30 protein-coding genes, 6 tRNA genes and 1 pseudogene are annotated in these 24564 nt (G+C 36.7%); 29 read left to right on the forward strand and 8 right to left on the reverse strand.

What is annotated here, in order from left to right:
• The first annotated feature begins 76 nt into the window (after nt 1-76).
• The 17 genes from DNJ77_RS07255 (at nt 77) to DNJ77_RS07340 (ending at nt 8150) form a co-directional block, all read left to right on the forward strand.
• Nucleotides 77-152, forward strand: a tRNA-Phe gene (locus DNJ77_RS07255).
• An 11-nt stretch (nt 153-163) separates the two neighbouring features.
• Nucleotides 164-240 (forward strand) — tRNA-Pro (locus tag DNJ77_RS07260).
• 33 nt (nt 241-273) lie between these two features.
• Nucleotides 274-350: transfer RNA gene (locus tag DNJ77_RS07265), tRNA-Arg, on the forward strand.
• A 15-nt stretch (nt 351-365) separates the two neighbouring features.
• Nucleotides 366-441, forward strand: a tRNA-His gene (locus DNJ77_RS07270).
• 5 nt (nt 442-446) lie between these two features.
• A tRNA-Leu gene (locus DNJ77_RS07275) sits at nt 447-529 on the forward strand.
• A gap of 185 nt (nt 530-714) precedes the next feature.
• Nucleotides 715-1977, forward strand: coding sequence for a tyrosine-type recombinase/integrase (locus DNJ77_RS07280; RefSeq protein ID WP_192877947.1), 1263 nt, complete (start codon nt 715-717; stop codon nt 1975-1977).
• An 18-nt stretch (nt 1978-1995) separates the two neighbouring features.
• Nucleotides 1996-2217, forward strand: a complete 222-nt coding sequence (locus DNJ77_RS07285; protein ID WP_116964338.1) for a ParD-like family protein — start codon at nt 1996-1998, stop codon at nt 2215-2217.
• A gap of 342 nt (nt 2218-2559) precedes the next feature.
• Nucleotides 2560-3624: a hypothetical protein gene (locus tag DNJ77_RS07295; protein WP_116964339.1), complete on the forward strand. Its 1065-nt coding sequence runs from the start codon at nt 2560-2562 to the stop codon at nt 3622-3624.
• Between the two features lie 198 nt (nt 3625-3822).
• Nucleotides 3823-4029, forward strand: a complete 207-nt coding sequence (locus DNJ77_RS07300; protein WP_116964340.1) for a helix-turn-helix transcriptional regulator — start codon at nt 3823-3825, stop codon at nt 4027-4029.
• 2 nt (nt 4030-4031) lie between these two features.
• Entirely contained in the window at nt 4032-4313 is a 282-nt protein-coding gene (locus DNJ77_RS07305; RefSeq protein ID WP_116964341.1) for a hypothetical protein, read from the forward strand.
• The gene (locus tag DNJ77_RS07310) at nt 4310-4585 is read left to right on the forward strand and encodes a hypothetical protein (protein WP_116964342.1); all 276 of its coding nucleotides are present in this window, start codon (nt 4310-4312) and stop codon (nt 4583-4585) included. Before DNJ77_RS07305 ends, DNJ77_RS07310 begins: the two co-directional genes overlap by 4 nt.
• A gap of 26 nt (nt 4586-4611) precedes the next feature.
• Nucleotides 4612-5049, forward strand: coding sequence for a hypothetical protein (locus DNJ77_RS07315; protein ID WP_116964343.1), 438 nt, complete (start codon nt 4612-4614; stop codon nt 5047-5049).
• A complete protein-coding gene (locus DNJ77_RS07320; protein ID WP_116964344.1) occupies nt 5043-5630 on the forward strand; it encodes a hypothetical protein in 588 nt (195 codons plus the stop codon). The genes DNJ77_RS07315 and DNJ77_RS07320 overlap by 7 nt, the downstream gene beginning before the upstream one ends.
• Complete coding sequence (locus DNJ77_RS07325; RefSeq protein ID WP_116964345.1) at nt 5627-6532, forward strand: toprim domain-containing protein; 906 nt, start codon at nt 5627-5629, stop codon at nt 6530-6532. The genes DNJ77_RS07320 and DNJ77_RS07325 overlap by 4 nt, the downstream gene beginning before the upstream one ends.
• Nucleotides 6529-7503, forward strand: coding sequence for an AAA family ATPase (locus tag DNJ77_RS07330; RefSeq protein WP_116964346.1), 975 nt, complete (start codon nt 6529-6531; stop codon nt 7501-7503). Before DNJ77_RS07325 ends, DNJ77_RS07330 begins: the two co-directional genes overlap by 4 nt.
• Nucleotides 7503-7790, forward strand: a complete 288-nt coding sequence (locus tag DNJ77_RS07335) for a hypothetical protein (protein ID WP_116964347.1) — start codon at nt 7503-7505, stop codon at nt 7788-7790. Before DNJ77_RS07330 ends, DNJ77_RS07335 begins: the two co-directional genes overlap by 1 nt.
• Nucleotides 7791-7838: 48 nt before the next feature.
• A complete protein-coding gene (locus DNJ77_RS07340; RefSeq protein ID WP_116964348.1) occupies nt 7839-8150 on the forward strand; it encodes a hypothetical protein in 312 nt (103 codons plus the stop codon).
• Nucleotides 8151-8292: 142 nt separating this feature from the next.
• On the opposite strand, the gene DNJ77_RS07345 is transcribed toward DNJ77_RS07340, so the two are convergent.
• The 4 genes and pseudogenes from DNJ77_RS07345 to DNJ77_RS10215 all read right to left on the reverse strand — a co-directional run.
• On the reverse strand, nt 8293-8583 hold the full coding sequence (locus DNJ77_RS07345) for a helix-turn-helix domain-containing protein (RefSeq protein ID WP_116964349.1): 291 nt from the start codon (nt 8581-8583) through the stop codon (nt 8293-8295).
• Nucleotides 8583-8903 carry a type II toxin-antitoxin system RelE/ParE family toxin gene (locus tag DNJ77_RS07350; protein WP_239986773.1) on the reverse strand — a complete coding sequence of 107 codons (321 nt, stop codon included), beginning with the start codon at nt 8901-8903 and terminating at the stop codon, nt 8583-8585. Before DNJ77_RS07350 ends, DNJ77_RS07345 begins: the two co-directional genes overlap by 1 nt.
• A gap of 491 nt (nt 8904-9394) precedes the next feature.
• On the reverse strand, nt 9395-9838 hold the full coding sequence (locus DNJ77_RS07355; protein ID WP_116964350.1) for a helix-turn-helix domain-containing protein: 444 nt from the start codon (nt 9836-9838) through the stop codon (nt 9395-9397).
• 2 nt (nt 9839-9840) lie between these two features.
• Nucleotides 9841-10014, reverse strand: a pseudogene (locus DNJ77_RS10215) (type II toxin-antitoxin system HigB family toxin); the annotation flags it as partial.
• A gap of 90 nt (nt 10015-10104) precedes the next feature.
• On the opposite strand from DNJ77_RS10215, the gene DNJ77_RS07365 reads away from it, so the two are divergent.
• Together DNJ77_RS07365 and DNJ77_RS07370 are read left to right on the forward strand one after the other, a co-directional pair.
• Nucleotides 10105-11238: an XRE family transcriptional regulator gene (locus tag DNJ77_RS07365; RefSeq protein WP_116964351.1), complete on the forward strand. Its 1134-nt coding sequence runs from the start codon at nt 10105-10107 to the stop codon at nt 11236-11238.
• Entirely contained in the window at nt 11238-11738 is a 501-nt protein-coding gene (locus DNJ77_RS07370; RefSeq protein WP_116964352.1) for a DUF4411 family protein, read from the forward strand. Before DNJ77_RS07365 ends, DNJ77_RS07370 begins: the two co-directional genes overlap by 1 nt.
• 161 nt (nt 11739-11899) lie before the next feature.
• Here the strand turns inward: DNJ77_RS07370 and DNJ77_RS07375 are convergent, their stop codons facing one another.
• Entirely contained in the window at nt 11900-12244 is a 345-nt protein-coding gene (locus DNJ77_RS07375; protein WP_116964353.1) for a type II toxin-antitoxin system HicB family antitoxin, read from the reverse strand.
• Nucleotides 12245-12421: 177 nt separating this feature from the next.
• Here DNJ77_RS07375 and DNJ77_RS09950 point away from each other — a divergent pair, with 177 nt between their 5' ends.
• Nucleotides 12422-12568 (forward strand): helix-turn-helix domain-containing protein, encoded by a 147-nt coding sequence (locus DNJ77_RS09950; protein WP_157966640.1) that lies wholly within the window; start codon nt 12422-12424, stop codon nt 12566-12568.
• A 401-nt stretch (nt 12569-12969) separates the two neighbouring features.
• On the opposite strand, the gene DNJ77_RS07385 is transcribed toward DNJ77_RS09950, so the two are convergent.
• On the reverse strand, nt 12970-13929 hold the full coding sequence (locus DNJ77_RS07385) for a hypothetical protein (RefSeq protein WP_116964354.1): 960 nt from the start codon (nt 13927-13929) through the stop codon (nt 12970-12972).
• Between the two features lie 143 nt (nt 13930-14072).
• Here DNJ77_RS07385 and DNJ77_RS07390 point away from each other — a divergent pair, with 143 nt between their 5' ends.
• Nucleotides 14073-14315: a hypothetical protein gene (locus DNJ77_RS07390; RefSeq protein ID WP_116964355.1), complete on the forward strand. Its 243-nt coding sequence runs from the start codon at nt 14073-14075 to the stop codon at nt 14313-14315.
• A gap of 115 nt (nt 14316-14430) precedes the next feature.
• On the opposite strand, the gene DNJ77_RS07395 is transcribed toward DNJ77_RS07390, so the two are convergent.
• Nucleotides 14431-14643 carry a transposase gene (locus tag DNJ77_RS07395; RefSeq protein WP_116964356.1) on the reverse strand — a complete coding sequence of 71 codons (213 nt, stop codon included), beginning with the start codon at nt 14641-14643 and terminating at the stop codon, nt 14431-14433.
• A gap of 14 nt (nt 14644-14657) precedes the next feature.
• Here DNJ77_RS07395 and DNJ77_RS07400 point away from each other — a divergent pair, with 14 nt between their 5' ends.
• From DNJ77_RS07400 to DNJ77_RS07420, 5 genes are all read left to right on the forward strand, one after another.
• Nucleotides 14658-15920 carry an MFS transporter gene (locus tag DNJ77_RS07400; protein ID WP_116964357.1) on the forward strand — a complete coding sequence of 421 codons (1263 nt, stop codon included), beginning with the start codon at nt 14658-14660 and terminating at the stop codon, nt 15918-15920.
• Complete coding sequence (locus DNJ77_RS07405; RefSeq protein WP_157966641.1) at nt 15913-17151, forward strand: ATP-grasp domain-containing protein; 1239 nt, start codon at nt 15913-15915, stop codon at nt 17149-17151. The genes DNJ77_RS07400 and DNJ77_RS07405 overlap by 8 nt, the downstream gene beginning before the upstream one ends.
• A gap of 261 nt (nt 17152-17412) precedes the next feature.
• Complete coding sequence (locus tag DNJ77_RS07410; RefSeq protein WP_116964359.1) at nt 17413-19017, forward strand: hypothetical protein; 1605 nt, start codon at nt 17413-17415, stop codon at nt 19015-19017.
• Between the two features lie 9 nt (nt 19018-19026).
• A complete protein-coding gene (locus DNJ77_RS07415) occupies nt 19027-19863 on the forward strand; it encodes a hypothetical protein (protein ID WP_116964360.1) in 837 nt (278 codons plus the stop codon).
• Nucleotides 19864-19921: 58 nt separating this feature from the next.
• Nucleotides 19922-19998 (forward strand) — tRNA-Pro (locus DNJ77_RS07420).
• Between the two features lie 168 nt (nt 19999-20166).
• On the opposite strand, the gene rpiA is transcribed toward DNJ77_RS07420, so the two are convergent.
• Complete coding sequence (gene rpiA, locus DNJ77_RS07425) at nt 20167-20844, reverse strand: ribose-5-phosphate isomerase RpiA (RefSeq protein WP_116964361.1); 678 nt, start codon at nt 20842-20844, stop codon at nt 20167-20169.
• 254 nt (nt 20845-21098) lie between these two features.
• On the opposite strand from rpiA, the gene epmA reads away from it, so the two are divergent.
• The 3 genes from epmA to ispG all read left to right on the forward strand — a co-directional run bounded on the left by epmA (nt 21099) and on the right by ispG (nt 24268).
• Nucleotides 21099-22016 (forward strand): EF-P lysine aminoacylase EpmA, encoded by a 918-nt coding sequence (gene epmA / locus DNJ77_RS07430; protein WP_116964366.1) that lies wholly within the window; start codon nt 21099-21101, stop codon nt 22014-22016.
• Between the two features lie 92 nt (nt 22017-22108).
• Complete coding sequence (gene tal / locus DNJ77_RS07435; protein WP_116964362.1) at nt 22109-23062, forward strand: transaldolase; 954 nt, start codon at nt 22109-22111, stop codon at nt 23060-23062.
• A 3-nt stretch (nt 23063-23065) separates the two neighbouring features.
• Nucleotides 23066-24268, forward strand: a complete 1203-nt coding sequence (ispG, locus tag DNJ77_RS07440; protein WP_116964363.1) for a flavodoxin-dependent (E)-4-hydroxy-3-methylbut-2-enyl-diphosphate synthase — start codon at nt 23066-23068, stop codon at nt 24266-24268.
• The last annotated feature ends 296 nt before the right edge of the window (nt 24269-24564 follow it).

Here is a 24564-nt window from a genome sequence, read left to right on the forward strand (position 1 = left end):
ACTTTATAGACATAAAATAAATTATTCAAAAAAGTGCTTGACCGAGTTTGGGAAATCCGTTTTAATATGCGTCATTGGCCAGATAGCTCAGTCGGTAGAGCAGAGGACTGAAAATCCTCGTGTCGGCAGTTCGATTCTGCCTCTGGCCACCATTATCGATATTCGGAGCATAGCGCAGTTTGGTAGCGCATCTGGTTTGGGACCAGAGGGTCGGGGGTTCGAATCCCTCTGCTCCGACCATAGATTGGATACCGTCAATGGTGGAGAGAAAATGCGCCCGTAGCTCATCTGGATAGAGCATCGGCCTTCTAAGCCGAGGGTAGCAGGTTCGAATCCTGCCGGGCGTACCATGAAAAGAGTTTATGGTGGACGTAGCTCAGTTGGTAGAGCCCCGGATTGTGATTCCGGTTGTCGTGGGTTCAAGTCCCATCGTTCACCCCAGATATGCGGACGTGGCGAAATTGGTAGACGCACTGGATTTAGGTTCCAGCGGGTGACCGTGGGAGTTCGAGTCTCCCCGTCCGCACCAAATAATCATCTTATAACGTTTCAAATCATCTTAATACTAACCTTAAACCCTTACTTTACAAGGCTTTTCGATTTCATGACGTTTTATAACGTCTTATAGTGACTTACTTTTAATTGTCCCCTGTAGTGTCCCCTGTGCTATAATTTATCAATAAAAATTTCCAAATGTTGGATTTGGGGACACTTATGCAGCTGAATGATAGTAAAATAAAGGGTTTGAAGTATACAGGGAAAGAAAAGCTTTACAGCGATGGTAGAGGTAGCATGCTATATCTTCGTGTAAGGGAGGTTTCAAAATCTTTTCTGTTTAAATACAAGCTTTCAGGAAAGACCTATAAACTTAGTTTAGGGACTTACCCTGATTTGTCCTTAAAAAACGCAAGAGAAAAAGCAGCAGAGTACAGGGAGTTGCTATCTAATGGAGTTGACCCCAAAACTTATAAAGACAAACAAAAAACAGAACATGACAAGACGCTTGAGCATATCGCTGCCTATTGGTTAGACGTCAAGAAGAATGAGTTTTCTGCCAGTCACTACAAGCAAACCGTTAGCAGGCTAAACCGCTTTATTTTGCCAACCTTCGGTAAAAGGGATATTGACAAGATAGACGCGCCAGAAGTCGTTAGGTTTTTAAAAAATTTTGAAGTTGAAGGACACCTTGAGCAGCGAAATAAGGTTAAAAGTCATCTTAAGCAAATCTTTGCTTATGGCGTGGCTAGTGGTGTATGTTCTCATAATCCAGTAGCAGGCATTAGCCCCGTTTTAAAAGTATCAAAAGGCAAAAACTATGCGGCAGTAACCAAGCCTGAGGATATAGCCAGTTTATTGCGTGATATTGATAACTACCATGGCTTTTATACTACTGTTATGGCGTTAAAACTCGCCCCCTATGTGATGTTACGTCCAAGTGAATTGGCAAAGCTTGAATGGGAAGAAATACACGAAGATGAAAAGCAAATACATATTAAGCCTGAGCGCATGAAAATGCGTAAAGCTCATATAGTACCTTTGTCTAAACAAGCATGGGCTATTATTGAGCAAATGAAAGCATACTCTAGTAAAGGTGTGCACGTATTTCCAAGTGCAAAGAATCCACAAAAACCTATTGATATAAACTCGCTTAGATTAGCATTAAGGGCAATGGGTTATAAATATTCATCGAATAGTGCGGAGCCAATGCGAGAAGGAGAGAAGCCAAAGCATGATACTCATGGTTTTAGACATATGGCAAGCACGCGACTTTATGAGATGGCAAGTATGTATGGTTTTCATGGGGATATGATAGAGTTGCAACTAGCGCATGCAGAATCCAATAAAGTAAAAGCAGCTTATAATCATGCGCAATATATTAAAGAACGCACTAGAATGATGCAGATATGGGCGGATTACTTGGACAATCTAAGGGATGGTAAAAATGTGGTTAATCTATCTGATTTTAAAACTGGCTGAGAATAATACTAAATTTATATGGCTTTATCAGTTAGATTATCAGATGAATTGGTGAAACAAGCGCAAAGTGTAAGCGCTGTTATGTATCGCTCATGCGCAAAACAGATTGAGTACTGGGCAAGAATAGGGAAGATGGCAGAAGAGAATCCAGAACTAAGTTATGAATTTATTAGAGATACGTTAATTGCTAAGGCAGAATCTAATAATAATGATGTGAGCGATTATGAATTTGATAATTAAACAAACCAATAGCTTTAAAAAATCCATCAAAAAACTATCTAAACAAGATAAATTTTAATTAGATGACGAAGACATATCTAAGTCATTAATACCGAATAGTTGACCGTGTAAACTGGTGTTATGGTTGACTACCCACACTTTTAAAACTACACATTCCTAGATGGATTTGTATTAAAAATTTACAGCTAAACCAAGCAATATGTGCCTTACTCAGTTTAAGTTTATATCTAAATGTATCATAATATATCATACCGCCTTAAGCAGTGCCTAGGCTCGCTACCGAATAGCTGACTTTCCACCAGCGTGGCACTGTTTAATTAAGTGGATGCTTAGGAAGGTGAAATGAAGCCAATAAAAGAACTTTTATCAATACCATCTGAACTATCTTATCATGAACTTTTAGAACGTTGGCGTGAGCCTTTGGAACTTTGGGGATTCTCAGATAATAATGCAAAGGCTAAATATATCGCACAACTAATTAATAAGCACGGTTTAAAAGCATTCTTGACGCCATCTTACGATGGTAAAGAATACATATCAATTTCAATTAAATTAGGCAGCCAGGCAATTAATTATAGCGAATTGAGCATTAAAATAATAAAACACGCGTTGAGCAATTTAGCGCTTGTAAAATCACTACCTGTTAAGGGGTATAAAATCAATAGGTTTAAATTTATCGAAAGTGAAGCATGGCGTAATTTGTTTTTGCGATCCATAACAACTGTTCTATTTCCCATTGATGACGATATTGTTGACAAAATTGGTAACAAAACGCGTGGCGAAATTCTCTCGATTATCTCAAATGGTACCTATTGCACGGTATTATTAAACCATCCTCTTGAACTAAAAACTGTGCTTGTTCAAGATTACAATGGTTATTTGCAGTTGCAAGTTGGTGATGTCGTGGGCGCTGATTATATTATAACTACATATAAATGGAAAGATGTCATGGACGATGATTGTATTGTAGCTATATACAAAGAGTTATGGAATCCTGTACTTCTTGAACCAAAGATTGAAGCACCTGTATTTAAAGAGTCTCAGTTATATTTCAAGGGTGAAGACATTATAGCCTTTGAAGAAGCACAAATCAGGCAGAAAGAGAGTAACAAACGAGAAAACAATAATAAGGATAAGTCAAGCAAAGAAAAAGCACCAGAACCTACAAGCAATGGTGTCTTAAAGTGTGTTCAAAAACAACGAGAGTTAGCTTTGCAAACTGCCATAAATCTCGGGGCGATAAAAAAAAGCCATACAAAGGCAGAGATTCATAAAATATTAAAGCAAGCATCACCAGAGTTATTCACTATAGCAAGAACTACTTTTAATGACTTTTTTAAGAAGCAGCAGCTGTTTAACCTAAATTCTGGACGTAGAAGCATGGAAGACATAACCGAAAAATGCTAAATATAGAGTGACTTTCATTTTTTTTCAATATGACTGAAACCCTGATTTAATAAGGATGTAAATATGGGGTGATTGGTCGACTACCCCATATTAGCCCCCTTTTTCTTTTCCTTTTTTGTCTCTCATAATACACCCCAAGACTTGGCGCCAAGTCTTGTTAAATAGTGATTGTATAAAGTCTATTAAAAAGGGGAAACCATGAATTTAAATATTATTAAATTACCGTTGGTGGTTGAAAAAACAAGCCTTTCAACTGCATCCATATATCGATTAGCTAAAGTGGGTAAGTTTCCAGCTCCTGTAAAGCTAAGTGAGCGTTCAAGCGGCTGGCTTGAATCGGATGTAAATCAATGGATTGATAATCGCATTAAAGCACGTGATGGTAAATTGAGTAAAGGGGTGTAGGCATGTTAAGTAATGAAATTCAACTAAGTAAACGTCAATTAAGGACACTTGAAGAGTTGGCTTTAAAGGGTGAAGTGTCAAGGCTTGAGTTGAGTCGCTATGCGGGGTTAAATACACCTGAAACCATAAGCCAGTTACGTAAAAAGGGATGCATTATCCATATGGTTAGAAAACCCCGCGTTGACCATTATGGTGTGAAGGTTTACGCGGGGTTTTACAGCTTGGATAAAAGCCAGAAAGATGATGCTTGTAAGCTAGTAATTAAAAACAAGGAGGTGAAATGATGATTGATAATAAGTTTAATCAAAAAGTAAAAGGAAATCACATTGGTGATTCCCTGTTTACTTCCCGCCCCACAATGTTATACTGCGCTCGTTCGGGCGTAGTAACCTGCAAAAACAAGCGTAATCATGCGATAAATGGTATCAATATATTTTCATCTTGGCTACTTGTTTTTCAAGTTGTCGGGTGGTGGCGTAAATACAATACCCGTTTCATTATGGGAAATAGCGCCAGCCTTACTTGTTTGAGGTTACTAACCACCCGATTAATTTAGTAATACAAAACAAGGAATCAAATTATATGAATAATCTAAACCGTATAACGCGGCGTTCGTATTCTCATACTGGTGTAGAAGTACAAAGCCCGCGCTATACAGTCACTCATGAACCAACTGATAAAACCAACGACATCAGTCAATGCAATTGTATATCAATAGCCCCGTCTTGGTTTTGTGCTTTTAATCTGTTAAGCTTGCGAATGTTGGTCGTAGAAAGCCAGCAAAAACGTTCGGGCTTAGAAACCCAGATACTACCAAAACGCGGAGCTTATCAAACCGTTAAACTTGATATTCAAACGATTATATCTCATTTATGGCTAGTTATAGCTTCATGGTTTCATATAATCGGGTGGGCGCATCAATACAACACCTTTATGGGAATAATGCGCGCTGTTTCGTTTTGGGCAGTTTCTAACCACCCGATTTTTAAGGATAACCAAAACGGAGCTAAACCATGGTAGTAAAAACAATTATTTTCAATGACAAAAACATCACTATCCATTATATAAATGGTGATTACTATTTATCCATCGTTAAAATTATGGATGATTTAAACTTAGACTTTAACGACACCGTAAAAGCCTTAATGAAATCGTCATATTTACATATAACCGCCGATGACGTGACTATTAAATTATCTGAATTAAACAACTGGCTTAATACGATGGATAAAAGCAAACTAGATAATGGTTCTTTACTTTTTTTAGCTGAGTATCAATCGTCATTACTGAATATTATTAAGCATGAAATTAACCAACTATCACAAGCCTCTAAGCCAAAGCCTAAATATAATTTTCATATTTTCCAAGGTTCAGTAAGTACCAGAAAGCATAATGAATCAATTTATCTATCCGCAATGGATTTGTGTGAACATCTAGGAGTCAATAAAGAAGAAAATATCAATAGACTTATTAATGATGAAGATTTTAATGGCTTTTTACATTACTCAATCAATGGCTTATATATCAGTGAAATAATTGCGCAATGGTGGATTGGCAAGCTTACTGGTACACATAATCAAGTAAAGGGGGTTAGGCTATGAGGCTTGAAGAATATATGCTTAAATGCGGCTATACGCCCCCAAGTGTAATTAATCCAGATGGCTACAATCGATACCCCGCTCCAGACAAAGGAAAGGGTAATAAAGCAGGCTGGCTGATTGTTATTAGTGAAGAGTGTGCCGTTTTTGGTGATTGGGTGAGTCAAAGCAAATACGTATGGCATGCCAATATGGATAAGATGAGTCATACGGAAAGAACAGCAGCCTATGAGTGCGCTATACACCAGGCAGAAAGATTGAAGCTTGAGCTGCAACAGCAGCAAGAAGAAGTAGCACATCAATGCCAGTTCATTTTGAATAACTCAGAGAAGGCGCAAGATAGTCATGCTTATTTAGTCAAAAAAAGCGTTATTTCTTTTGGGCTTCATTGGGCTCCACACTTACAAGGCGTGGATAATGCGTTAATTGTCCCTATTTATGGTTTTGATGATGGTGCCAATACATTACTGCAATCGCTGCAAATAATCTCGCCTCAAGGAGACAAACGCTTTTTTAAGGGTGGACGAAAGAAGGCGGGATTCTATCCCTTGCAGGTAAGAGAAGGCAAAGATGTAAGGATATTAATTGCGGAGGGCTATGCAACAGCAGCAAGCTTGGCAATGGTTCAGCCAAACGATAGCGTTTATTGCGCTTTTGACGCGGGTAATTTAAAAGATGTTGCTTTATCCCTACGCAAGTACCACCCATTTAGTAAAATCGTTATATGCGCCGACAATGACCGCTTTAATGACAAAAACACCGGTGTGCTTGCTGCAAGAGACGCGGCTAACTCTGCCGATGCTGTTTGTATCGTCCCTAGGTTTGAAACGGAAGAAACAGGCACAGATTGGAATGATTGGCTAGTGCTAAGGGGATATATAGGAACAAAGGAGGTGCAATCATGAACCAGTTTAATGAACAAAGCAATCAAGCCAGTGCAAGCGACCTTGTAACAAATGAGCTTAAAGAACAGGGGATAATAACGCCGCAAATTGTACCAATTAAATACGGTGATTTTAAAAAACTAAACCTTAAAAGCGCGGAGTTCCTTTTATATCCAATCATTGAAGAACAGGGGTTAGCCATGATTTACGCTATGCGTGGGGTTGGCAAAACTCATGTAAGCTTAAATATTGCCTACGCCGTGGCAACGGGTGGAAGCTTTTTAAAATGGAAAGCCAGGCGCCCAGCTAAGGTCTTATTTATTGATGGGGAAATGCCAGCATATGCACTGCATGAACGGTTAAAGGTAATTGACCAAGGTAGAGGGTTTGCAGATGACAATTTAAATATTATCACCCCCGATTTGTTAAAGGATAAAATCCCGCCAGACTTGGCAACGTCTACAGGGTGGAAGGCTGTAGAAGCTGCTGTGAATGATGTGGATTTAATCATTGTTGATAATATCAGCACACTTTGCCGCAATGGTAGAGACAATGAGGCAGATAGCTGGATACCTGTTCAACATTGGGCACTTAAATGGCGTGCGCAAGGCAAAGCAATATTATTTATCCATCACTCCAATAAAAACGGCGACCAAAGGGGAACTAGTAAAAAAGAGGATGTGCTTAGCACAGTTATAAAGCTAGAACATGAAGAAGGTTATAGTGCAGAAGACGGCGCTGCCTTTAGGGTAAGCCATACCAAGTCAAGATTGTTTCATGGTGAGGACGCCAAACCGTTTAAAGCAGCACTAACAAGCAATGGCTGGGTATATGAAGATTGCGAAGCAGGAATCAAAGAAGAGGTGTGGGCACTCCATAATGATGGGATGAAGCAAGTTGATATTGCCAGAGAGCTTGGGCTTGAAAAATATCAAGTGACCAGAATCATTCAAAAGCATAAAAAATGTGATGGAATTTTAAGGACCGTATAATGGAGTGTTTGATTAAATTATATGCTAAATTTTGCCATGCTTTTTGTGAAATAATTAAAGTAACTTTCGCAATAGTTGCAGAGTTGCAGTCCCTTAGGGCGTTGCAACTTGCAACTTTTCAAAAAAGCGTGCAACTTTTCTTGCAACTGTATCAGGTAAAAAACATGCCTGAAACCCTTATTTTAAAAGGAAGTTGCAACTGCAACTTTTATTGCAACGAACTGCAACTGAATGATATTTGTGCTGCAACTTTTAGGGGTAAAAAAGTTGCAGTAATATTTCAATAATATGATCGTAAAATCTACACATTTTGCCATGGTAGGAGTGACAAAAAAATGATTAAATCACACGTCAAAAATGACGAGCAAAAAAACATCAATTCTGGAGGTGAAATCCTCGGAGATGTATCCGAAAAAACAACACCAAAAACACTGGTGGATTTAGTGCCATACGGAATAACTGTATTAGATGCTGCTTATGTTAAGCAACTGCTTGTTCATACCACTTGGTTTTCAAGGTATGAAGTTATCGAAAGGTATTGCCAAGTATGGGTAGATGAATATCACGCAACTGACTGCCTAATAAAGCGCGCGAACTTAGCCAGGCGCAAAGCTAACACTTGGATACGTCAATATTTAAATCAATAATGGAAAGGAGGTTTTAAAATGAATATCAAAAAATCACTCGTTTTTCTGGCGATACTTAAATTGCACCAAATCTAATGATTTTATAATTAAATAACCCGTTGAGAAAATCTACGTAATGTTGTTTATCTCCTAAGATCTTTTTTTATTGGGATAGCGCAAGCAAAACATGTTTTGGATCTTTTGATATTGCTTTTAGCAAAGCTTTAGCAGGTCCAGTAGGCTCTCTACGCCCTTGCTCCCAATTTCTTAGGGTTGGCAACTTCACATTAATCAATCTGGAGAATTTTGCCTGAGATAGCCCAGTTTTATTGCGAATCTCTTTTACTTTCATAGCATTTATTGTGAATTCTCGCGATGGAGAGCGCTCTCCATCTATGATTTCATTCATTTGTTGCATGCTTTCAACCAATCGATTAAAAAGTTTATTTTCCATCACTGCCACCTTTCATTTAACTGCCTTAATATTTTCTTTTGTTCTGGTGTCAAGTCATCTTGTTTGCCTTTTTGATAAATCAATAAAAGTCTTATCTGTGAATCAGGTAATACGTAATAGTATATAACTCTAACACCACCTTGTTTACCTTTACCTTTTGCTGACCACCTGACTTTTCTTAATCCACCAGTTTGTTGTATCACATCACCAATCAGAGGGTTTTCAGCCAAATAGGACTGAAATTCCGCATATTCATCATCACTAAGTAATGCCTTTACATCTTCAGTAAAAATATCCGTTTCAATAAAGATCAATTTCATACATCTAGCATTATCCACTTGTTATCGAGTTTATATCACGCTTAAAAGTAAGTCAATGGCGTATTAAATATTTATCATATAAAATCATTTAATGTGGGTCGAGAAATATTTATAGAGTCAATATAACTTTGATGCTATAGCATCCATAGCTATGCTTTACCATGGCACTTTAGATATGTAACAGCTGAAATCCAGCGGTTAGAATATGATCAAAATTTAACTCCTGAAATAAACGAGTTAAAATACTCTCAAGCTTGACTCCTGAATTTTCAGGAACGCGCGTAATGCCTACCTGTTATCAATTGTAATGACTGTGACTCCAGAGGTATGAGCTGCTTGCTGTCGCGTGACAATGTTTCCTTTGGCAACTGTCGGCATTTCCCCCTAATTATTATCCCCCGAACCTAAACCCTACAACTCAAAATTGCACACAGAAAGTATTTTTTGCGCGTCATACACCCGCTTGCTTTCAACCGTTCAAAAGTACCTTTTTAATGTATTGATTTACTGTTATTGATGTCATCCCAAGAAATAAAAGCATCAGCACTTAAATTAAAGCGCTTACTAAGCTTGGTAACTTGCTCTAAGGTTAGCTTGCGGTGACCGTTTAGAAATTTAGAAACATTTCCTTGATTGCCAAAGATATTTATAAGGTCTTTTTGCTTTAGGTTATATTCTGCCATTAAAAACTTAACCAATTTATTGGGTGTACTTAGTTCTGAAAGCTGTGGCAAGTGCATGTTTTCATAATCAGCAATATGTTGTTCTATTATCTCTAGAACAGGTAGATATTCGTGCTGAGTGTTATCTCCTATAAAGTCAGCCAACTCTATAGATAAATTTATCAGCTGGCTTAATTCGGTACTATTTTCTGGAGGTTTAAACCATGGTGCAACTATGCTAAGCGCCTGCTGTGTTTTTTTTGCTTCTAACATCGTTATATGTCTCCATTTACTAATTTCATCTGGTTTACACGTTTACTATATTCTGTATGAGTCCAAATTGCTCTGGTATATACTTTCTGCCTGTTATAATGAATAGTAGCAATCAGTCTGTAGGCATTGCCACCAATATTAAAAACCGTATATCTGCCTACTGAATCAACTGTTTTGTAACTGCTACGGTTGAAAAGATTGCAAGTCTAAACTACAATTTGTTTTGAGTTAGAAGCTATTTCATATAATTAACGGTAAATAATAACATGAAGAGTCAAGCACTAGTTAAAACAGATAATATCGTTTGGGCTAGATTACAAGCTGGGCTAAGTCGCTTTGAATTAGCAAAGAAATTATCTGTTAAAGAAAACAGAATAGAGGATTGGGAAAAAGGTAAAAGTTTTCCAACATTCAAGCAAGCTCAAAAACTAGCTGATTCTACTCATATTCCTTTTGGTTACTTGTATTTATCTAACCTACCTAATCAGGATATTAATATTCCCGACCTTCGTACAATGGCGGGGAAAAAGATTCTGGAACCATCAAGAGAGCTGAAAGATGTAGTAGCTAAAGTAGAGTTGAAACAAGAGTGGTATCGAGATTATTTACTGTCAACAGGAGCACAAGAGTTAAGCTTTGTAGGCTCATTCAGTGCTAAAGATAGTGTTTTAAGTATTGTGCAAGATATGCGGAAACATATAGGTGTTAAATCTTCAAATGCACTAAGTTGGGACGGTTATGAGCGTCAGCTAACAAAAAATATTGAATCTATAGGTGTTTTGGTCATGCGTAGTGGTGTAGTTGGCAATAATACGCATAGAGTATTAGATCCCCAAGAGTTTAGAGGGTTTGCAATAAGCGATAAAATAGCACCTGTTATTTTTATTAACGGAGCAGATGCGGCAACTGCCCGGTTATTTACTTTGATTCATGAACTTGCACACATATGGATAGGAAGCAGCGGAGTTTCTAATTTAGAGAATGATTCTTCAGAAGAAGAGAAATTTTGTAACTCTGTGGCAGGGGAATTTTTAGTTCCTCATCAAGATTTTATAGAACGTTGGAAAGCCAGTCCTAATAATGACGAAAAAATAAAAGAACTCGCTCGATATTATCAAGTAAGTGTAATGGTTATTATGATAAGAGCGTATCATTGTAAACTAATCGATTGGCAACAGTATTCGGAATATCGTGCTTTGGAAAAGCAGAAAGCTAAATCTAAAGTCAAAAATACCAATGGAGGTGATTTTTACAAAACCTCCAAAATAAAGAATGGTCTTGTGTTTTCAAGTACTGTCATATCTGAAGCTTTAAGTGGAAGAATGTTACTAAGAGATGCTGGTAAGCTGTTAGATATCAAACCAGAAAGATTTAAACGCTTTGCGATGGAATTAGAATAATGGATTATTTGCTCGACTCAAATACTTTTATTGAAGCTAAAAACAAGTATTATAGACCAACTATATTTTGTGAATATTGGCGTTGGCTATCCGATTCATACAAAGAGTTTGCGGTTGCAAGCATTGAGAGTGTTAAGGATGAATTGAAAGAGGGTAATGATTATTTAAGTGAATGGGCGGCAACAAACAATTTTTTCTTTTTGCCAGTAAGTGACATCGAGACACAGAGTAACTATATTCAAATAATTGATTCTATATACAAATCAGGATATAAGCGAGCGGCATGTGATGATTTTATCGAAGGAGCAGATCCATGGTTAATTGCAAAAGCAATGACATTAAAAGCTACTGTCGTGACACATGAAAGGCTTAACCTAAACTCAAAGAGAAAAGTTCTTATACCTAATATGTGTAGGGAATTTCAGGTTAGTTATATAGATACGTACGACCTATTGGAAACCTTGGAAGTAAAATTCTCTGTGGTGAAACGAGACGAATGACCTTTACCATCTATCACATTTAAGTGAAGCTGCCCTTTACATCTTGTCAGCGACAAGAACCATTTCAGGCTTACTGTATGACAGATTAGTCGTACCCACAAGGTAAAACTAAACTATTTTTATGTCTAAGCGCTTACCTAGAGCGCCTAATGCTTGTTCAATCAGCGATAGCGCAAATTAAACAGTCTGTCTAAATTTGATGGCGCAATCCCTATTTTATTGGCAATATCTGTCTTCTTAAGATTTGATGCAAGCCATTCGTTATAAAGATAAACTTTGGCAGCAAGTGCAGCAGGTAATGTAACAAAATCTGTGCCAATATTCTGAGGCACGGGAATTGGCTTTTTGTCTTCAATGTAGAAATCAAAAGCTGAGATAAGTGCATCAACAGCTTGGGTTTGTAAATCAGTTAAGCTATCAACGGTAGTAGCAGCCTCGGGCACATCAGGGAAGGTGACTAGGTATTCGCCGTTATCGTCTTTTTGAATATTCATGTTGTATTTCATCACACACCTCGCTTTATTTTAGATTCAAATCTTTTTTAATCTTCGCCACTAAACCTTTACCAATTTCTTTAGCACCATGGTCAGGGAAAACGGGATTCATTTTTTGAACAGCTATGTATTCCTACTCCAAGGGAATATCACGGGCAAGACATTAAAAGCATTCGATTACGCGAGCACATGAGTCAACCAGTTTTTGCCAGATGCCTAAATGTCAGTACAGAGGTTTTAAAAAAATGGGAGCAGGGAGTGAGAAAGCCTAGCGGTTCAGCATTAAAGCTATTAAATTTGATTGATAAAAATGGCATCAATATTCTACTGGTCTAGTTAATAGGCATCTGAAAAGGTACTTCCAGAGGTTTAAAAGCAAGCGGGTGTGATACGCGCAAAAAACACTTTCTCGCTACCAGTAAAAATACATTTCGTTTCGTTTTTGACACATATGTAAATGGAAAAAGTGATAAAAAAACGAAATCAATAGCGAAAAAATCATGAAGTAGGTTAAGCCCCAGACTTGGGGAGTGGCAGAATCCAGTCTTTCCCTTGTTTGTTTACATATTGGTCACACGCCAATAATGGCGGATGGGGAAAAAACAATGTGTTAGGGTATAACATAGCAATGCGGTGTATGGTACAAATTTGAACCTTGGTCAATTAAACCAGAGGCACATTGAGCTAAGTGTCCCCTGTAATGTCCCCACAGTAAAAGTTGAATTTTTGAAAGCCTTTTATATTAAGGCTTTTGTTACCTCTTTTTGTGTCTCCCCGTCGCAATTCACCATGCCATCTAGTTTTCCTTGTACTTTAAGTTTAAGTAATGCTTTCCAGCTGTCATCGCTACAGCTTTTGGGTTGCACTTTCGGTATGCACCATGCAGTCCATGTACCTTCATTTTGTGTTTGTAAACACTGGTTATAACCCTCAACTTGTAAGTAAGCAGGTGGCAGTACCGTTGCTATTTTCATTTGCACATCCTTTTTAATAGTTGAAGTAAGAACATCTTTTTGTGCTAATGTTACATAGGCACGCATGTTGACTTTTTTAGAGATTTGTATCCCTTTATTGTCTTCATTATTATCGCTTGATTGTTCAATTGCAGCATTATCTGTTCTCATGGACATCACTGCTTTATTTGCAAATGGGCTTTCATCTGCATTGTAGTTTATTGAACGGATAAAATAATGACTATTTGTTTTGTTGTTAAATGTATCGACATATTGCTCAATGGATTGATACATCTCAAGCATCATATTTTCTTTAGCTTGGTTAAGCTGATCTTGTGTTGGATTAAAGCTTATAACGTCAACTTTAAATCGACTGTTACTAGAGTTATTACTCTTTAATTCTTTCTGTAAGGTTTTAATTTGTTGATCAGTTAATCTAGCTTGGATTACAAGCTTAATATTTTGAGCACCACTATCGGCTTGTGATTCTTTTAGATCAATTACTTTCCAGTCAATTTTTGGTAGGATAGATGTAAGTCTCTGAATCGCTGATTGCTGAATAATTGAACTATCATCTTGCAATGCGGTAGCGTTAACGGTGATATTAACCAAAGCTGTTGTCGAGCTAACGATCATTTCAGACGTTTTAGTAAAGCTAATACTTGATTCAGGTTGTTCATTACCACTTGCATTGGCATTTATGCACATCAATATCGTTGTGCTTAATATCATTGCTTTTTTCATTTTTTTAACACCTTGATTATATTGATGTGCTTATCTTAACAAATTTTGATTTTTTGCAACCACCTAAATACAGCATTTTCTTGAAAAATCTACTTCCTTCTATCATACTCACAAAACATAAAGCGCGTTAAAAGGATTTTTAGATGTTTATTAAGAAAATTAAATTATTTACTCTTGTTGCAACACTTATCGGCGTAAGTGCTTGCACCCATAATGAATTTAATGTACTTCATGCCCCTGATGTCAACGCTCAACCTAAAACACCAGGATATTACAATCCTAATGAACATAATTATGCTATGCCACAAAATCAGCAACCTATCATTGAAAACCAATTTTATTGGAAAGACAATCATGACAAAACAGCTGTAGCACCTGATGAATAAGCTATATCAAGTTATTAAAAAGTATAATCATAGACATATGGTCATTCCAATAAATACCCATATTCCTTAATGATTTCATCAATGGATGCCTATGATCCATATATTTTTCGTTTCTTCAGTACAACAAATCTTGTTGAATTGGATTAAAATTTGGCAAGTAATTTGGTAGAAATAATGCCGTATGACTATTACACTCTAAAGTAGCTTGTATCTCTTTCTTTTTATGAAATGAGGCATTACCCATAATAACCATTGAACCCGGTTTAAGCTTTTTTATCAAATTCTCATCTAACCACTGATTAAACGATTGACTATGGGTTTTGAGCATTTTAGGATGCTATAATGAAGGTGAAGGAATCGTACTGGAAAGAGGGATTGTCTATGCAACAAAATAATAAAGTCACACTCACTATATTCTACACTTATGTTGCGCTATTAAGCTCAACTGATTTGATGCTGTTAACGGGAATGATTTGGTTTTCGTTAAAAGTGACAGGTAGTCCCATGTTGATTGGTATCTTGTTAAGCGTTTCGGTATTTTTACCATTTCTTGCTAAGAAATTTATATACCGCCAAAAACGTGATAAAACCCTGAAAAATATGGCCGTACAAAGAATATTAATCTATGCCATTATCATGTTATCGTCATTAGTATTTTCACAACATGATCTTTTAAATTTAATGATGTGGGGGATATTGTTAGGTCTGTCTAGTTTTATTACGAATTCAACGCTTGAGAAACATAATACGATAATAGCCATGTCAGGAAAACTTAAATATGAAATAGCAGCAAGACTTATGCAAACTATGGTGCAAATAGGAGCGTGTTTAGGAGCATTTTTAGGTGGAATTTTAATTTATTATTTGAACATTTTGTCGTTTGCACAAGTGATTAGCATCATTTCACTTTTGGCAACAATAAGTCTGTTGATTCTTTGGAAAGGAGAACATGAGCAGCTTCAAGCCTCAGAACACGAAAATAATGAGTCTAACGCTCTAAGCTCAACGGGACAATTTAGTAAATATACTGTGATGTCTTTAGTTGTGCTATCAGTAGGTGTGGGAATGATTGGTTTTCAGATTAGTTCATTTAATATCCTGATGCCTGTTGTATTTCAAAAAGTTTATATTTGGAATGCCGTCTATTTAGGAATAGCTTCTGCAGTAGCAGGTGTAGGATCCTTTTGTGCATCATTAGTTAGAAATCATAGTAAAATCGTTATTATATTTGCAATTATTTTGGCTGTCTGTGATTGGATTGCAGGATTGGCAGGCACTTTAGCTATTGTCATGGTTGCATGTTTTTTCATAGGATTTTCAATGAACTATTGCCGCATAGCCTTACGACAAGAACTGATGAAACTTCCAACAAACTCATCTGAGGCAGAAAAGATTGCTTCTTTTTCGACTGCAACATATATGTGTTTTCAAGGTGTATCACCGATTCTTGTTGCATTGATACTTTCTGCATTAAATGCCAATGACATCATTGCTTCTTATTTATTTGGTGTGATTGGTATTGTGGTCATGCTTGTAATTATATTATCTGTTTCATCCAAAACATTACTATTGGAATTGTATAATGAAGGAGCTAAAAATGCGTAATAACAATATTTTAATAGTAGATCCATTTTCGACGGGTGCGTTGTATGCAGATGCATTCACTGCACAAGGCTACGATGTATATTGTTTAATTTCCAATGAACAAGTACCAGCATATCTTATAGGTACACTAGACAAGGCAAAATATAAGCACTTATTCTACAGTTATGAGGAATGCGTTCGTTTTTTCAGCCAGCATGGTTTATATATTGCAGTTGCGGGTGGTGAAACGGGTGTTTATTTTGCCGACAAACTCAATTCATTATTCAAAATTAATGCCAATCAAGCTTCAAGCTCATCCATTAGAAGAGATAAATACTTGATGCAAATAGCATTGAAAGAAAATGATCTACGCCATATATGCTCCTACGAAATCCTGTCTCAAGATCAAGATCTCACTAAGTTTTTAAAATACAGTTCAATTAACAGTATAAATAGATGGATAATCAAACCACTTAACTCAGCTGGTTCAGATGGAGTGATTTCGTTTGATAGCGTTGAACATATCTATGCTTATTTGGCACAATATAATTGGCAGCGGGACACCGCTATTGGAGAGAAGTGTCGAGGGTTGGTATTACAAGAATTTATTGCAGGGGATGAATATGTGGTGGATTTGGTCAAAAGTGAGAGTAAGTATTTCATCGCATCGCTTTGCAAATATACTAAAGTGGGAGAAACAGGTCTAGTCTATCACTGCTTGGATATAATTGACCCATCGGATACGAAATATAATGATTTAGTACAATATGCCATTGAATGTGCTAATGCACTAGAGTTAGTAAAAGGTCCTATGCATATGGAGTTTATGAAAGATGATAAAGGATTTGTTATGATCGAAGCAGGTGCAAGATTGCACGGGGGTGTCGCACCTAGCTTTTTTAAATCATGCTATGAACCGCATTTGCTTGCATATGCCGTTGACAGTTTTTTAGGCAAAATGTTTGATTGTACTTATGCGACTAAACTACGTGAAGGAAGAATCGTTTTTTTACATGTTGATAGCGATGGGATTATGCCAATGTTTGAGGCGCAATATCTACCTAAATTCGAAAGCTTAACAAGTTATCAAGGGCATAAATGGTTTGTTCCAGAAGGAAAGCCTATTCCCAAAACAAAGAGCTTATTTGACTGCCCTGGTATTATTTGGCTTGCGCATAAAGATATTAATATCGTTAATGAGGATGAAAAAACAATACGAGATATGTTTTGTTTTAACAGTGTGACCATATAAGTTAACTAGAGTTAGAAAATAATTGTTATGATAGTATTACAAAAATGGGAGAGAACACTTTCAAATCGGTATTTTAAGTAATATGTTGACACCATTTGCTACAGGTCTAGTAAAGACTCACAGACTTATTAAAATAAAGTGGGAAGCTACCCCTATTAAATAAATAAGATTGCTGATGTTATTACCATTTCAGAAAGGAAAAATTAGTTTAATTACGCTATAATACGTAACATGATTTTTTATCACTAGCACAGGCAAAAGATGGAAGTTAAGTGTAGTGCATTCCCATATCCAAAAGAAAATGGTGGTGTTTTATTAATTGCTCTTATTGTCGTTGCTGTTGTGTCTATCCTGTCAGGTTCTATCCTTTATATGATTAAAATTAATGTAGTGCAAAATCGCGCAATTGAGAACGATCATAATGTCAGAAATACAGCATATTTATCTTTGAAATTTTCGTTAGCAACGAATGATTATCTATATACCAATATCCCTCCTGCAACTATTATTAGTAACTATAGCGCGGGTAATACAGAAGCCACTGTAACGAATACTGCTAAAAGCATTATCCCAGATAGCTTTGCCTTAAATAACGCCTCAGCTATGTTACAATATGATGTTAAGATGGACGTTACAACTCAAGCACAACATCAAGTAAGCTACCAAGCAATTGTTAACGCACCTAGCGAATATAGACAGATAAATGACTTAGTTCCTCAAGTAATACAAAATGTTAATATTCCCGTTGTAAACTTGACACAATTAAATAACAGGCAGAAAAATGCTAGTAATTCGATAAGTGTTGGTCCAGCAGGCTATATTGGAGCACTAACCGTTGATAATTCAGGTAGTGTACTAGGTGTTGGTAAAGAAGTTGTTTATTTTCCTTTTCCAACTACCACACCCGCAAGTTTTGCTTTGAAATTTCCTAACGACAATTCTTATCAATTAGAACAAGGTTGGCGTTTGGAAGATGGAGAATGTTATTGGAGTTTACTTATTTATGATGTAAGCGCAACGAATGTATGGCAAACTGAGATTACTTTATCTAGCTTAAAAAACCTTGCTACAGTCGATACATTTTCAACTTTACAATGGCATGAGATTATAAGTCAGTGGGATTTAGCGCCAGCAGAATATAATTTTCTTTTACAATATCCTAAAGGTAGTTATGTAACATTTGATGAGCAAATTTTTGTTTCCCTTCAGCCTATCAATACAGGAGTTAATGAGAATCCTTATAATAATCCAAATGATTGGCGGTTAGTGATTCCTGGAAATACTTATCCACAATGGAATACCAATGTGAATTATTATAAAGGGGATATTGTTACTTATAGTGGAATTAGATATGTAGCAACTAGTGATAATAATGTCAATCAAACGCCCCCTCCTAGTAACCGTTGGGAAGTGGCACAATTTAATGCAACTCCGTGGCAAGAACAAGTATACGATCCAGGTGAGTTTGTTACTTATAGTGGGTTTACCTTTGTTAATGTTCAAAAAAGCGGTAAAAATAGAAATCCACTTGATCAACCTGCTCGTTGGCGAATTGTAATTCAGAATAATAATCCATTGCCTTACAATGAAAATATATTTTATACCAAGGGTTTACGTATCAGTTATGATAATCAAGTTTTTGTGAATCTTAACTCTACTAGTAACAATCCTTATCAGAACAATCAAAATTGGTGGCGCATTTTTATTCCTGAAAATACAGCGTCCTCTTATAACAGTAATGTACGTTACTATAAAGGTGATACGATTATATTCATGGGGACAATATATTTTGCTGATATCAATTATAATAGCTCTATTAATCCTGGTGATCCTCCCCCAGGTAACGGTTGGACAAGTTTGCCTTAAGGAAGTTTTATGATTAAGCATATATTATATAGGAAGGTAGTATGGGTAGTGGCGTTAATTTTCAGTATGAATCGTATTTACTCAGCAATGTTACCTGCAGAAGAAACGATCATAGCTGCAAAACTCATTAATGCTCAAGATAATATTTATAGTATTGTATTAACAAAAGACTTATCTAATCAAATTGGTACTTGGTTATATGATAGTGTTGGTAATCAAGTCAGCCTTGAATATAACCTTGGAACATTCGTTAATATAAGTAATGCCTATATTTTACCAATTGACATAAACAGTAATCAAAATACACAACATGTATTATTGTTTTTATCTAGTGTCACTCAACTAGAAAAACTTTTACAAATAAACTTTAGTACAACGACTTTTGGGGTTGATTCATCTGTAGATATTACGCCAGGATCATTCCCTAGAGCACGAATGACTTATATGCCTTTGGTTATTCCTAATGGTACGGCAAATGCTTTTTTGGTATTACCTTATCAAAATAGTATTGATATTTATCTATATACACCTAGCTCAGGAACGTTAGAATTTGTCAGACAGATAAATTTTAGCGGAGAGACCATTAAGCGAATACTACCATTTAAAGGTTTCATCATTGTAATTTCTGAAGACGACACAACCCCCCCAATGGGTTCTGCACATTTTATTGCATTAGCTGTGGATACAGAGTTTGCGACATTTAATTTGGCAACAACGGCTGGAGTATATATTAGCTATGATCGAACACAGCAAAGGACTTTGCTAAAAACGACAGCTGATAGCGTTGGTATTGAAATTCAAAATGCACCTATGCCTTATGGTGTGATAGGCATGCAAATGGTTTAAAATTAGATCGAATTCTCAAATTGTTTCTATATCTAGAGTGTATTATAATGCCGGCACTCGGGGCGTAGCGCAGATTGGTAGCGCGTTAGCATGGGGTGCTAGAGGTCGTGGGTTCAAATCCCGCCGTCCCGACCAGTTATTTCTACAGCTGGACTTAGAGTGTGTCGTAAAACTTAGTTATTTTAGTTTAACACAAGGAAAATTCATATTAAGCTATAACTTAAATATAAATTAATGACAAGCAAAACGTTGAGCTTGGTGTGTTATTTGATCAAGTTGACAGTTTTATGACAAACTCTTAGGTTAATCAATAACGTTAACACCATTTGTTTCATTAGCGATTAATAAAACGTCTGCTGGATGAACTGCAAAAATACCATTACAAACAACGCCTGTAATTTGGTTGATTCGTTGCTCAATACGCAAAGGATTATCGATCATAAAGTTATGAATATCAAGAATAATGTTACCGTTATCAGTGATCACACCTTCTCTATATACAGGTTGCCCACCAATTTTCATTAATTCTTTGGCGACATAGCTACGCGCCATTGGAATAACTTCAACAGCTAAAGGAAATTTGCCCAACTGAGTGACGAGTTTACTTTGATCAATGATGCATACAAATTTATTACTGGCTACACGGCAAATTTTTTCGCGTGTTAAAGCTGCACCTCCACCTTTAATAAGCTCACGATGTTTATTTGCCTCATCGGCACCATCAATGTAAATGTCAACCTTGCTTGGATAGTTTAAATCAACGACTTCAAATCCATATGCTTTTAACTTTGAAGTAGTTGACTCAGAACTTGAAACAATCATTTCTACCTTTGCTTTGGCTTTAACCAGTTCATCGATGAAAAAATTAACTGTTGAGCCTGTACCAATACCAACCACCATACCTGGTTTGATGTATTCGATAGCAGCTTGAGCAGCACGTTGTTTTAATTCGTTTTGGTTCACTTTTTTGTTAAAAAACATAGTTTATATTATAAGCCAATATTTATGGTAGTTATTGTGGCATAGTTTAAGTTATGCAACAATTTCTTTAGCATGGCTTTTGTAGAATTTAGTTGACGTAAGAACAAACATAGAGCAAGTAATTATTTTACCTGCACAAACGTTTAAAGTTACGTATGGCCAAAATGCTTTATGGTGTTGATCAATAGTAATGGTGTTTTCTAAGTACTTATTTTAAAATTATTGCAATTTAAGCCAATCAGTATTTCTTCATGATTTCGACAAAAGCACTTACAATACGAGCGATTTATCTTAAAAAAATTCGTCAGTATTTTGAGCAAAAGCATGTTTTAGAGGTGGAGACGCCATTATCTTATCCTTATCCTGTAACGGATCCATATATTGATGCTTTTACTATCGAGACGCAATCAGGAATTCGTTTTTTGCAAACTTCCCCTGAATATGCAATGAAGCGTTTATTGGCAAATAGCTGTGGTAGCATTTACCAAATATGTAAAGCCTTTCGCAATGATCCAAAAGCACAATACCATAATCATGAATTTACGATGCTTGAGTGGTATAGAGTGGGCTTGGATGATGAGAAGTTAAGGCAAGAAATAATGGAAATGTTGTTGTTGCTTAAACCTAACGCTGTGATTCATAGCTTAAGTTATGGTGAAGTATTTATGAAGGTGTTAGATATAAATCCACATCAAGCACCTCAAGATCAATTACAAACGTTGGTCAAAGAAAAAATTGGAGACATCGTTGGTTTGGCTTCTCCCAATATGTTTGAATGCTTAGACTTATTGTTTAGTCATTGTATTGAACCGTGGCTTACACAATTTCAATTTGTGTTTATTTATAATTACCCAAAGATGCAAGCAGCACTTGCACGTGTGATGCCCGATAACTCAGGAGAGCTTGTTGCAAAGCGTTTTGAGCTTTTTTACCAAGGTGTCGAACTTGCCAATGGTTATTATGAATTAACAAATTATCAGGAGCAAAAGCGGCGCTTTGAAAATGATTTAAAGTCACGTGCAACGCTAGGAAAAATAGCAGTTCCCATCGACAATGATCTTCTTATGTGTTTAGATAATATTCCAGAGTGTTCTGGTGTAGCGCTTGGCTTAGATCGTTTGATCATGTGCTTGGAAGGGTTTAAGCGAATTGATGAGGTATTATATTGTTGATTATTATAACGTTGAGATCATAAGCAATCAAATATAGGCTATGTAAAAGCATAGTGTTTATTAAGTCGTATAACAAATTTAGAGTAGATAATATGAATAAACTAGAGCAGTTAAAGAAAATGACAAAAGTGGTTGCTGATACGGGTGACTTTGCTCAAATTGAGCAATATCAACCTGTAGATGCAACGACAAATCCAAGCCTATTACTCAATGCCGCTAAAATGTCTGAATATGCTTATGTCATTGATAAAGCACTTGCTAAAAGCAAGCATTTGTCGGGCAGATTACGCGTTGAAGAGGCAATGCTTGATCTGGCAGTTGGCTTTGGCGTTGAAATTTTAAAAATCATTCCAGGGCGTATCTCAACAGAAGTTGATGCGCGTTTATCTTTCGATAAGGAAGCAACGATTGAATATGCACAAAAGTTGGTGGCTAAGTATGCTGAGTATGGCATTGATAAGTCACGTGTTTTGATTAAAGTTGCTTCAACTTGGGAGGGGATTAAGGCAGCTGAAGTGCTAGAGCAAAAAGGTATTAATTGTAATTTGACCTTGATGTTTAATATCGTGCAAGCAATTGCTTGTGCGCAGGCAAAAGTCTTTTTGATTTCACCATTTGTGGGTCGTATTACCGATTGGTACATGAAAGAGCAAGCTACAGTAAACTTTCCAGATGTCAGTGAGGATAATGGCGTATTGTCTGTCAAAGAGATCTATAAACATTATAAGCTTCATGGCTATAAAACAATTATAATGGGAGCAAGTTTTAGACATATTGCTCAAGTGGAGGCTTTAGCAGGTTGTGATGCATTGACAATTGCCCCTAGTTTATTGCAACAATTGCAGCAAGATAATGGTGAACTAATACGCCATTTGTCTCCTGTTGAGCTCGCAAAAGAGTCAGATTATAAAATAAGCGAGGGGGATTTTAGGTGGATGATGAATGAAAGCCCAATGGCAACAGAAAAGCTTGCCGAAGGTATCCGTAAATTTGCGATTGATACGGTTAAGCTAGAGAAACTCATTGAGAATAAATTAGGACTTTAAGTTATGTCTAAGTCTTTATCGGTTAAAGTTGGCAACATTATCATTGGCGGGGGCGCGCCAGTTGTGGTTCAGTCGATGACAGATACAGCAACAGCAGACGTTGAAAAAACAGTTGCTCAAGTGTTGGCGCTCTACCATGCGGGTAGTGAACTGGTACGCATTACAGTTAATGATGATGAGGCAGCGCAAGCCGTTCCAGAAATTAAAAGGCAGCTATTAAAGCGTGATTGCGATGTGCCGTTGATAGGGGATTTTCATTATAATGGTCACAAGTTATTAGGAGACTTTCCAGAATGTGCTAAAGCGCTTGATAAATACCGAATTAACCCAGGCAACGTTGGATTTGGACGTAAAAAAGATACTCAATTTGCTGAAATTATTCAAAAAGCAATTGAGTATGATAAACCTGTGCGCATAGGAGTGAATTGGGGAAGTTTAGATCAAGTCTTGCTTGCTAAACTGATGGATCAAAACAGTCAATTAAAAGTGCCACTGTCATCGCGTGAGATTATGCACAAAGCTTTAATTGAATCGGCTTTACAAAGTGCAGAGTATGCACAAGAGCTGGGCTTGGCACCAAATAAAATTATTGTTTCATGTAAAGTCAGCGATGTTCAAGATTTGATTGAAGTTTATCAAAAGTTAGCAAGAAAATGCCGATACCCATTACATTTGGGATTAACTGAAGCGGGGATGGGAATTAAAGGTATAGTTGCCAGTAGTGTGAGCTTAGGTTATCTATTACAGCAAAATATTGGTGATACGATTCGAGTGTCTTTAACACCTGAACCAGGTGCACCTCGCACAAATGAGGTAAAAGTTTGTCGTGAGATTCTGCAAACAATCGGGCTACGTACTTTTACTCCTACAGTTTCATCTTGCCCTGGATGTGGACGCACAACCAGTAGCTTTTTTAGAGAGCTTGCTAACGATATTCAAAATTATTTAACAAACCAGATGCCTGTATGGAAAAATCATTATATTGGTGTTGAAAACATGAAAGTTGCGGTGATGGGTTGTATTGTCAATGGTCCAGGTGAGAGTAAGCACGCTAATATTGGCATAAGCTTACCTGGAACAGGAGAAGCACCTGTGGCACCTGTTTTTATTGATGGCAAAAAAGTACATACGTTACGAGGCAAGCATATCGCTCAGGAGTTTATGGCGATTGTTGATAAATATGTAAAAGAAAAGTACAGTGCTTAAAGAAAGCATTTGTATTGATATTACAGGTAGAAACCATATTGTAGTATTTAAAACTCTTTAATCATTGGAGCGGTTACGTTTGACCAACAACCTGTCCATCAAGGATTACGGCTTTGTACATTATTTTCTGCCAATTTAAGGCAATCCACATTTATTTTATCAAACTTAGCTGTATTAGTCTAGATATAATCTGACATTCATCTTGACTTAGATGAGGTTGCCTGTTTTGATAAACGTGAAACAAAATAAATCAAAAACAGGAGCAACCTCATGTTGGATACTAATAATAAATTCAT

The sequence above is a fragment of the Fastidiosibacter lacustris genome, from assembly GCF_003428155.1.
GTDB lineage: Bacteria > Pseudomonadota > Gammaproteobacteria > Francisellales > Francisellaceae > Caedibacter > Caedibacter lacustris.

Bases quoted from the DNA above. Each gene is read 5' to 3' on its own strand.
- DNJ77_RS07295 (WP_116964339.1), top strand. From the start codon at position 2,560: ATGAAGCCAATAAAAGAACTTTTATCAATACCATCTGAACTATCTTAT.
- DNJ77_RS07300 (WP_116964340.1), top strand. From the start codon at position 3,823: ATGAATTTAAATATTATTAAATTACCGTTGGTGGTTGAAAAAACAAGC.
- DNJ77_RS07315 (WP_116964343.1), top strand. From the start codon at position 4,612: ATGAATAATCTAAACCGTATAACGCGGCGTTCGTATTCTCATACTGGT.
- DNJ77_RS07330 (WP_116964346.1), top strand. From the start codon at position 6,529: ATGAACCAGTTTAATGAACAAAGCAATCAAGCCAGTGCAAGCGACCTT.
- DNJ77_RS07400 (WP_116964357.1), top strand. From the start codon at position 14,658: ATGAAGGTGAAGGAATCGTACTGGAAAGAGGGATTGTCTATGCAACAA.
- DNJ77_RS07335 (WP_116964347.1), top strand. From the start codon at position 7,503: ATGGAGTGTTTGATTAAATTATATGCTAAATTTTGCCATGCTTTTTGT.
- DNJ77_RS07350 (WP_239986773.1), bottom strand. From the start codon at position 8,903: ATGAAATTGATCTTTATTGAAACGGATATTTTTACTGAAGATGTAAAG.
- DNJ77_RS07310 (WP_116964342.1), top strand. From the start codon at position 4,310: ATGATGATTGATAATAAGTTTAATCAAAAAGTAAAAGGAAATCACATT.
- DNJ77_RS07405 (WP_157966641.1), top strand. From the start codon at position 15,913: ATGCGTAATAACAATATTTTAATAGTAGATCCATTTTCGACGGGTGCG.
- DNJ77_RS07395 (WP_116964356.1), bottom strand. From the start codon at position 14,643: ATGCTCAAAACCCATAGTCAATCGTTTAATCAGTGGTTAGATGAGAAT.
- DNJ77_RS07410 (WP_116964359.1), top strand. From the start codon at position 17,413: ATGGAAGTTAAGTGTAGTGCATTCCCATATCCAAAAGAAAATGGTGGT.
- DNJ77_RS07415 (WP_116964360.1), top strand. From the start codon at position 19,027: ATGATTAAGCATATATTATATAGGAAGGTAGTATGGGTAGTGGCGTTA.
- tal (WP_116964362.1), top strand. From the start codon at position 22,109: ATGAATAAACTAGAGCAGTTAAAGAAAATGACAAAAGTGGTTGCTGAT.
- rpiA (WP_116964361.1), bottom strand. From the start codon at position 20,844: ATGTTTTTTAACAAAAAAGTGAACCAAAACGAATTAAAACAACGTGCT.
- DNJ77_RS07365 (WP_116964351.1), top strand. From the start codon at position 10,105: ATGAAGAGTCAAGCACTAGTTAAAACAGATAATATCGTTTGGGCTAGA.
- ispG (WP_116964363.1), top strand. From the start codon at position 23,066: ATGTCTAAGTCTTTATCGGTTAAAGTTGGCAACATTATCATTGGCGGG.
- DNJ77_RS07385 (WP_116964354.1), bottom strand. From the start codon at position 13,929: ATGAAAAAAGCAATGATATTAAGCACAACGATATTGATGTGCATAAAT.
- DNJ77_RS09950 (WP_157966640.1), top strand. From the start codon at position 12,422: ATGAGTCAACCAGTTTTTGCCAGATGCCTAAATGTCAGTACAGAGGTT.
- DNJ77_RS07325 (WP_116964345.1), top strand. From the start codon at position 5,627: ATGAGGCTTGAAGAATATATGCTTAAATGCGGCTATACGCCCCCAAGT.
- DNJ77_RS07280 (WP_192877947.1), top strand. From the start codon at position 715: ATGCAGCTGAATGATAGTAAAATAAAGGGTTTGAAGTATACAGGGAAA.
- DNJ77_RS07370 (WP_116964352.1), top strand. From the start codon at position 11,238: ATGGATTATTTGCTCGACTCAAATACTTTTATTGAAGCTAAAAACAAG.
- DNJ77_RS07375 (WP_116964353.1), bottom strand. From the start codon at position 12,244: ATGAAATACAACATGAATATTCAAAAAGACGATAACGGCGAATACCTA.
- DNJ77_RS07305 (WP_116964341.1), top strand. From the start codon at position 4,032: ATGTTAAGTAATGAAATTCAACTAAGTAAACGTCAATTAAGGACACTT.
- DNJ77_RS07345 (WP_116964349.1), bottom strand. From the start codon at position 8,583: ATGGAAAATAAACTTTTTAATCGATTGGTTGAAAGCATGCAACAAATG.
- DNJ77_RS07355 (WP_116964350.1), bottom strand. From the start codon at position 9,838: ATGTTAGAAGCAAAAAAAACACAGCAGGCGCTTAGCATAGTTGCACCA.
- DNJ77_RS07320 (WP_116964344.1), top strand. From the start codon at position 5,043: ATGGTAGTAAAAACAATTATTTTCAATGACAAAAACATCACTATCCAT.
- DNJ77_RS07340 (WP_116964348.1), top strand. From the start codon at position 7,839: ATGATTAAATCACACGTCAAAAATGACGAGCAAAAAAACATCAATTCT.
- DNJ77_RS07285 (WP_116964338.1), top strand. From the start codon at position 1,996: ATGGCTTTATCAGTTAGATTATCAGATGAATTGGTGAAACAAGCGCAA.
- DNJ77_RS07390 (WP_116964355.1), top strand. From the start codon at position 14,073: ATGTTTATTAAGAAAATTAAATTATTTACTCTTGTTGCAACACTTATC.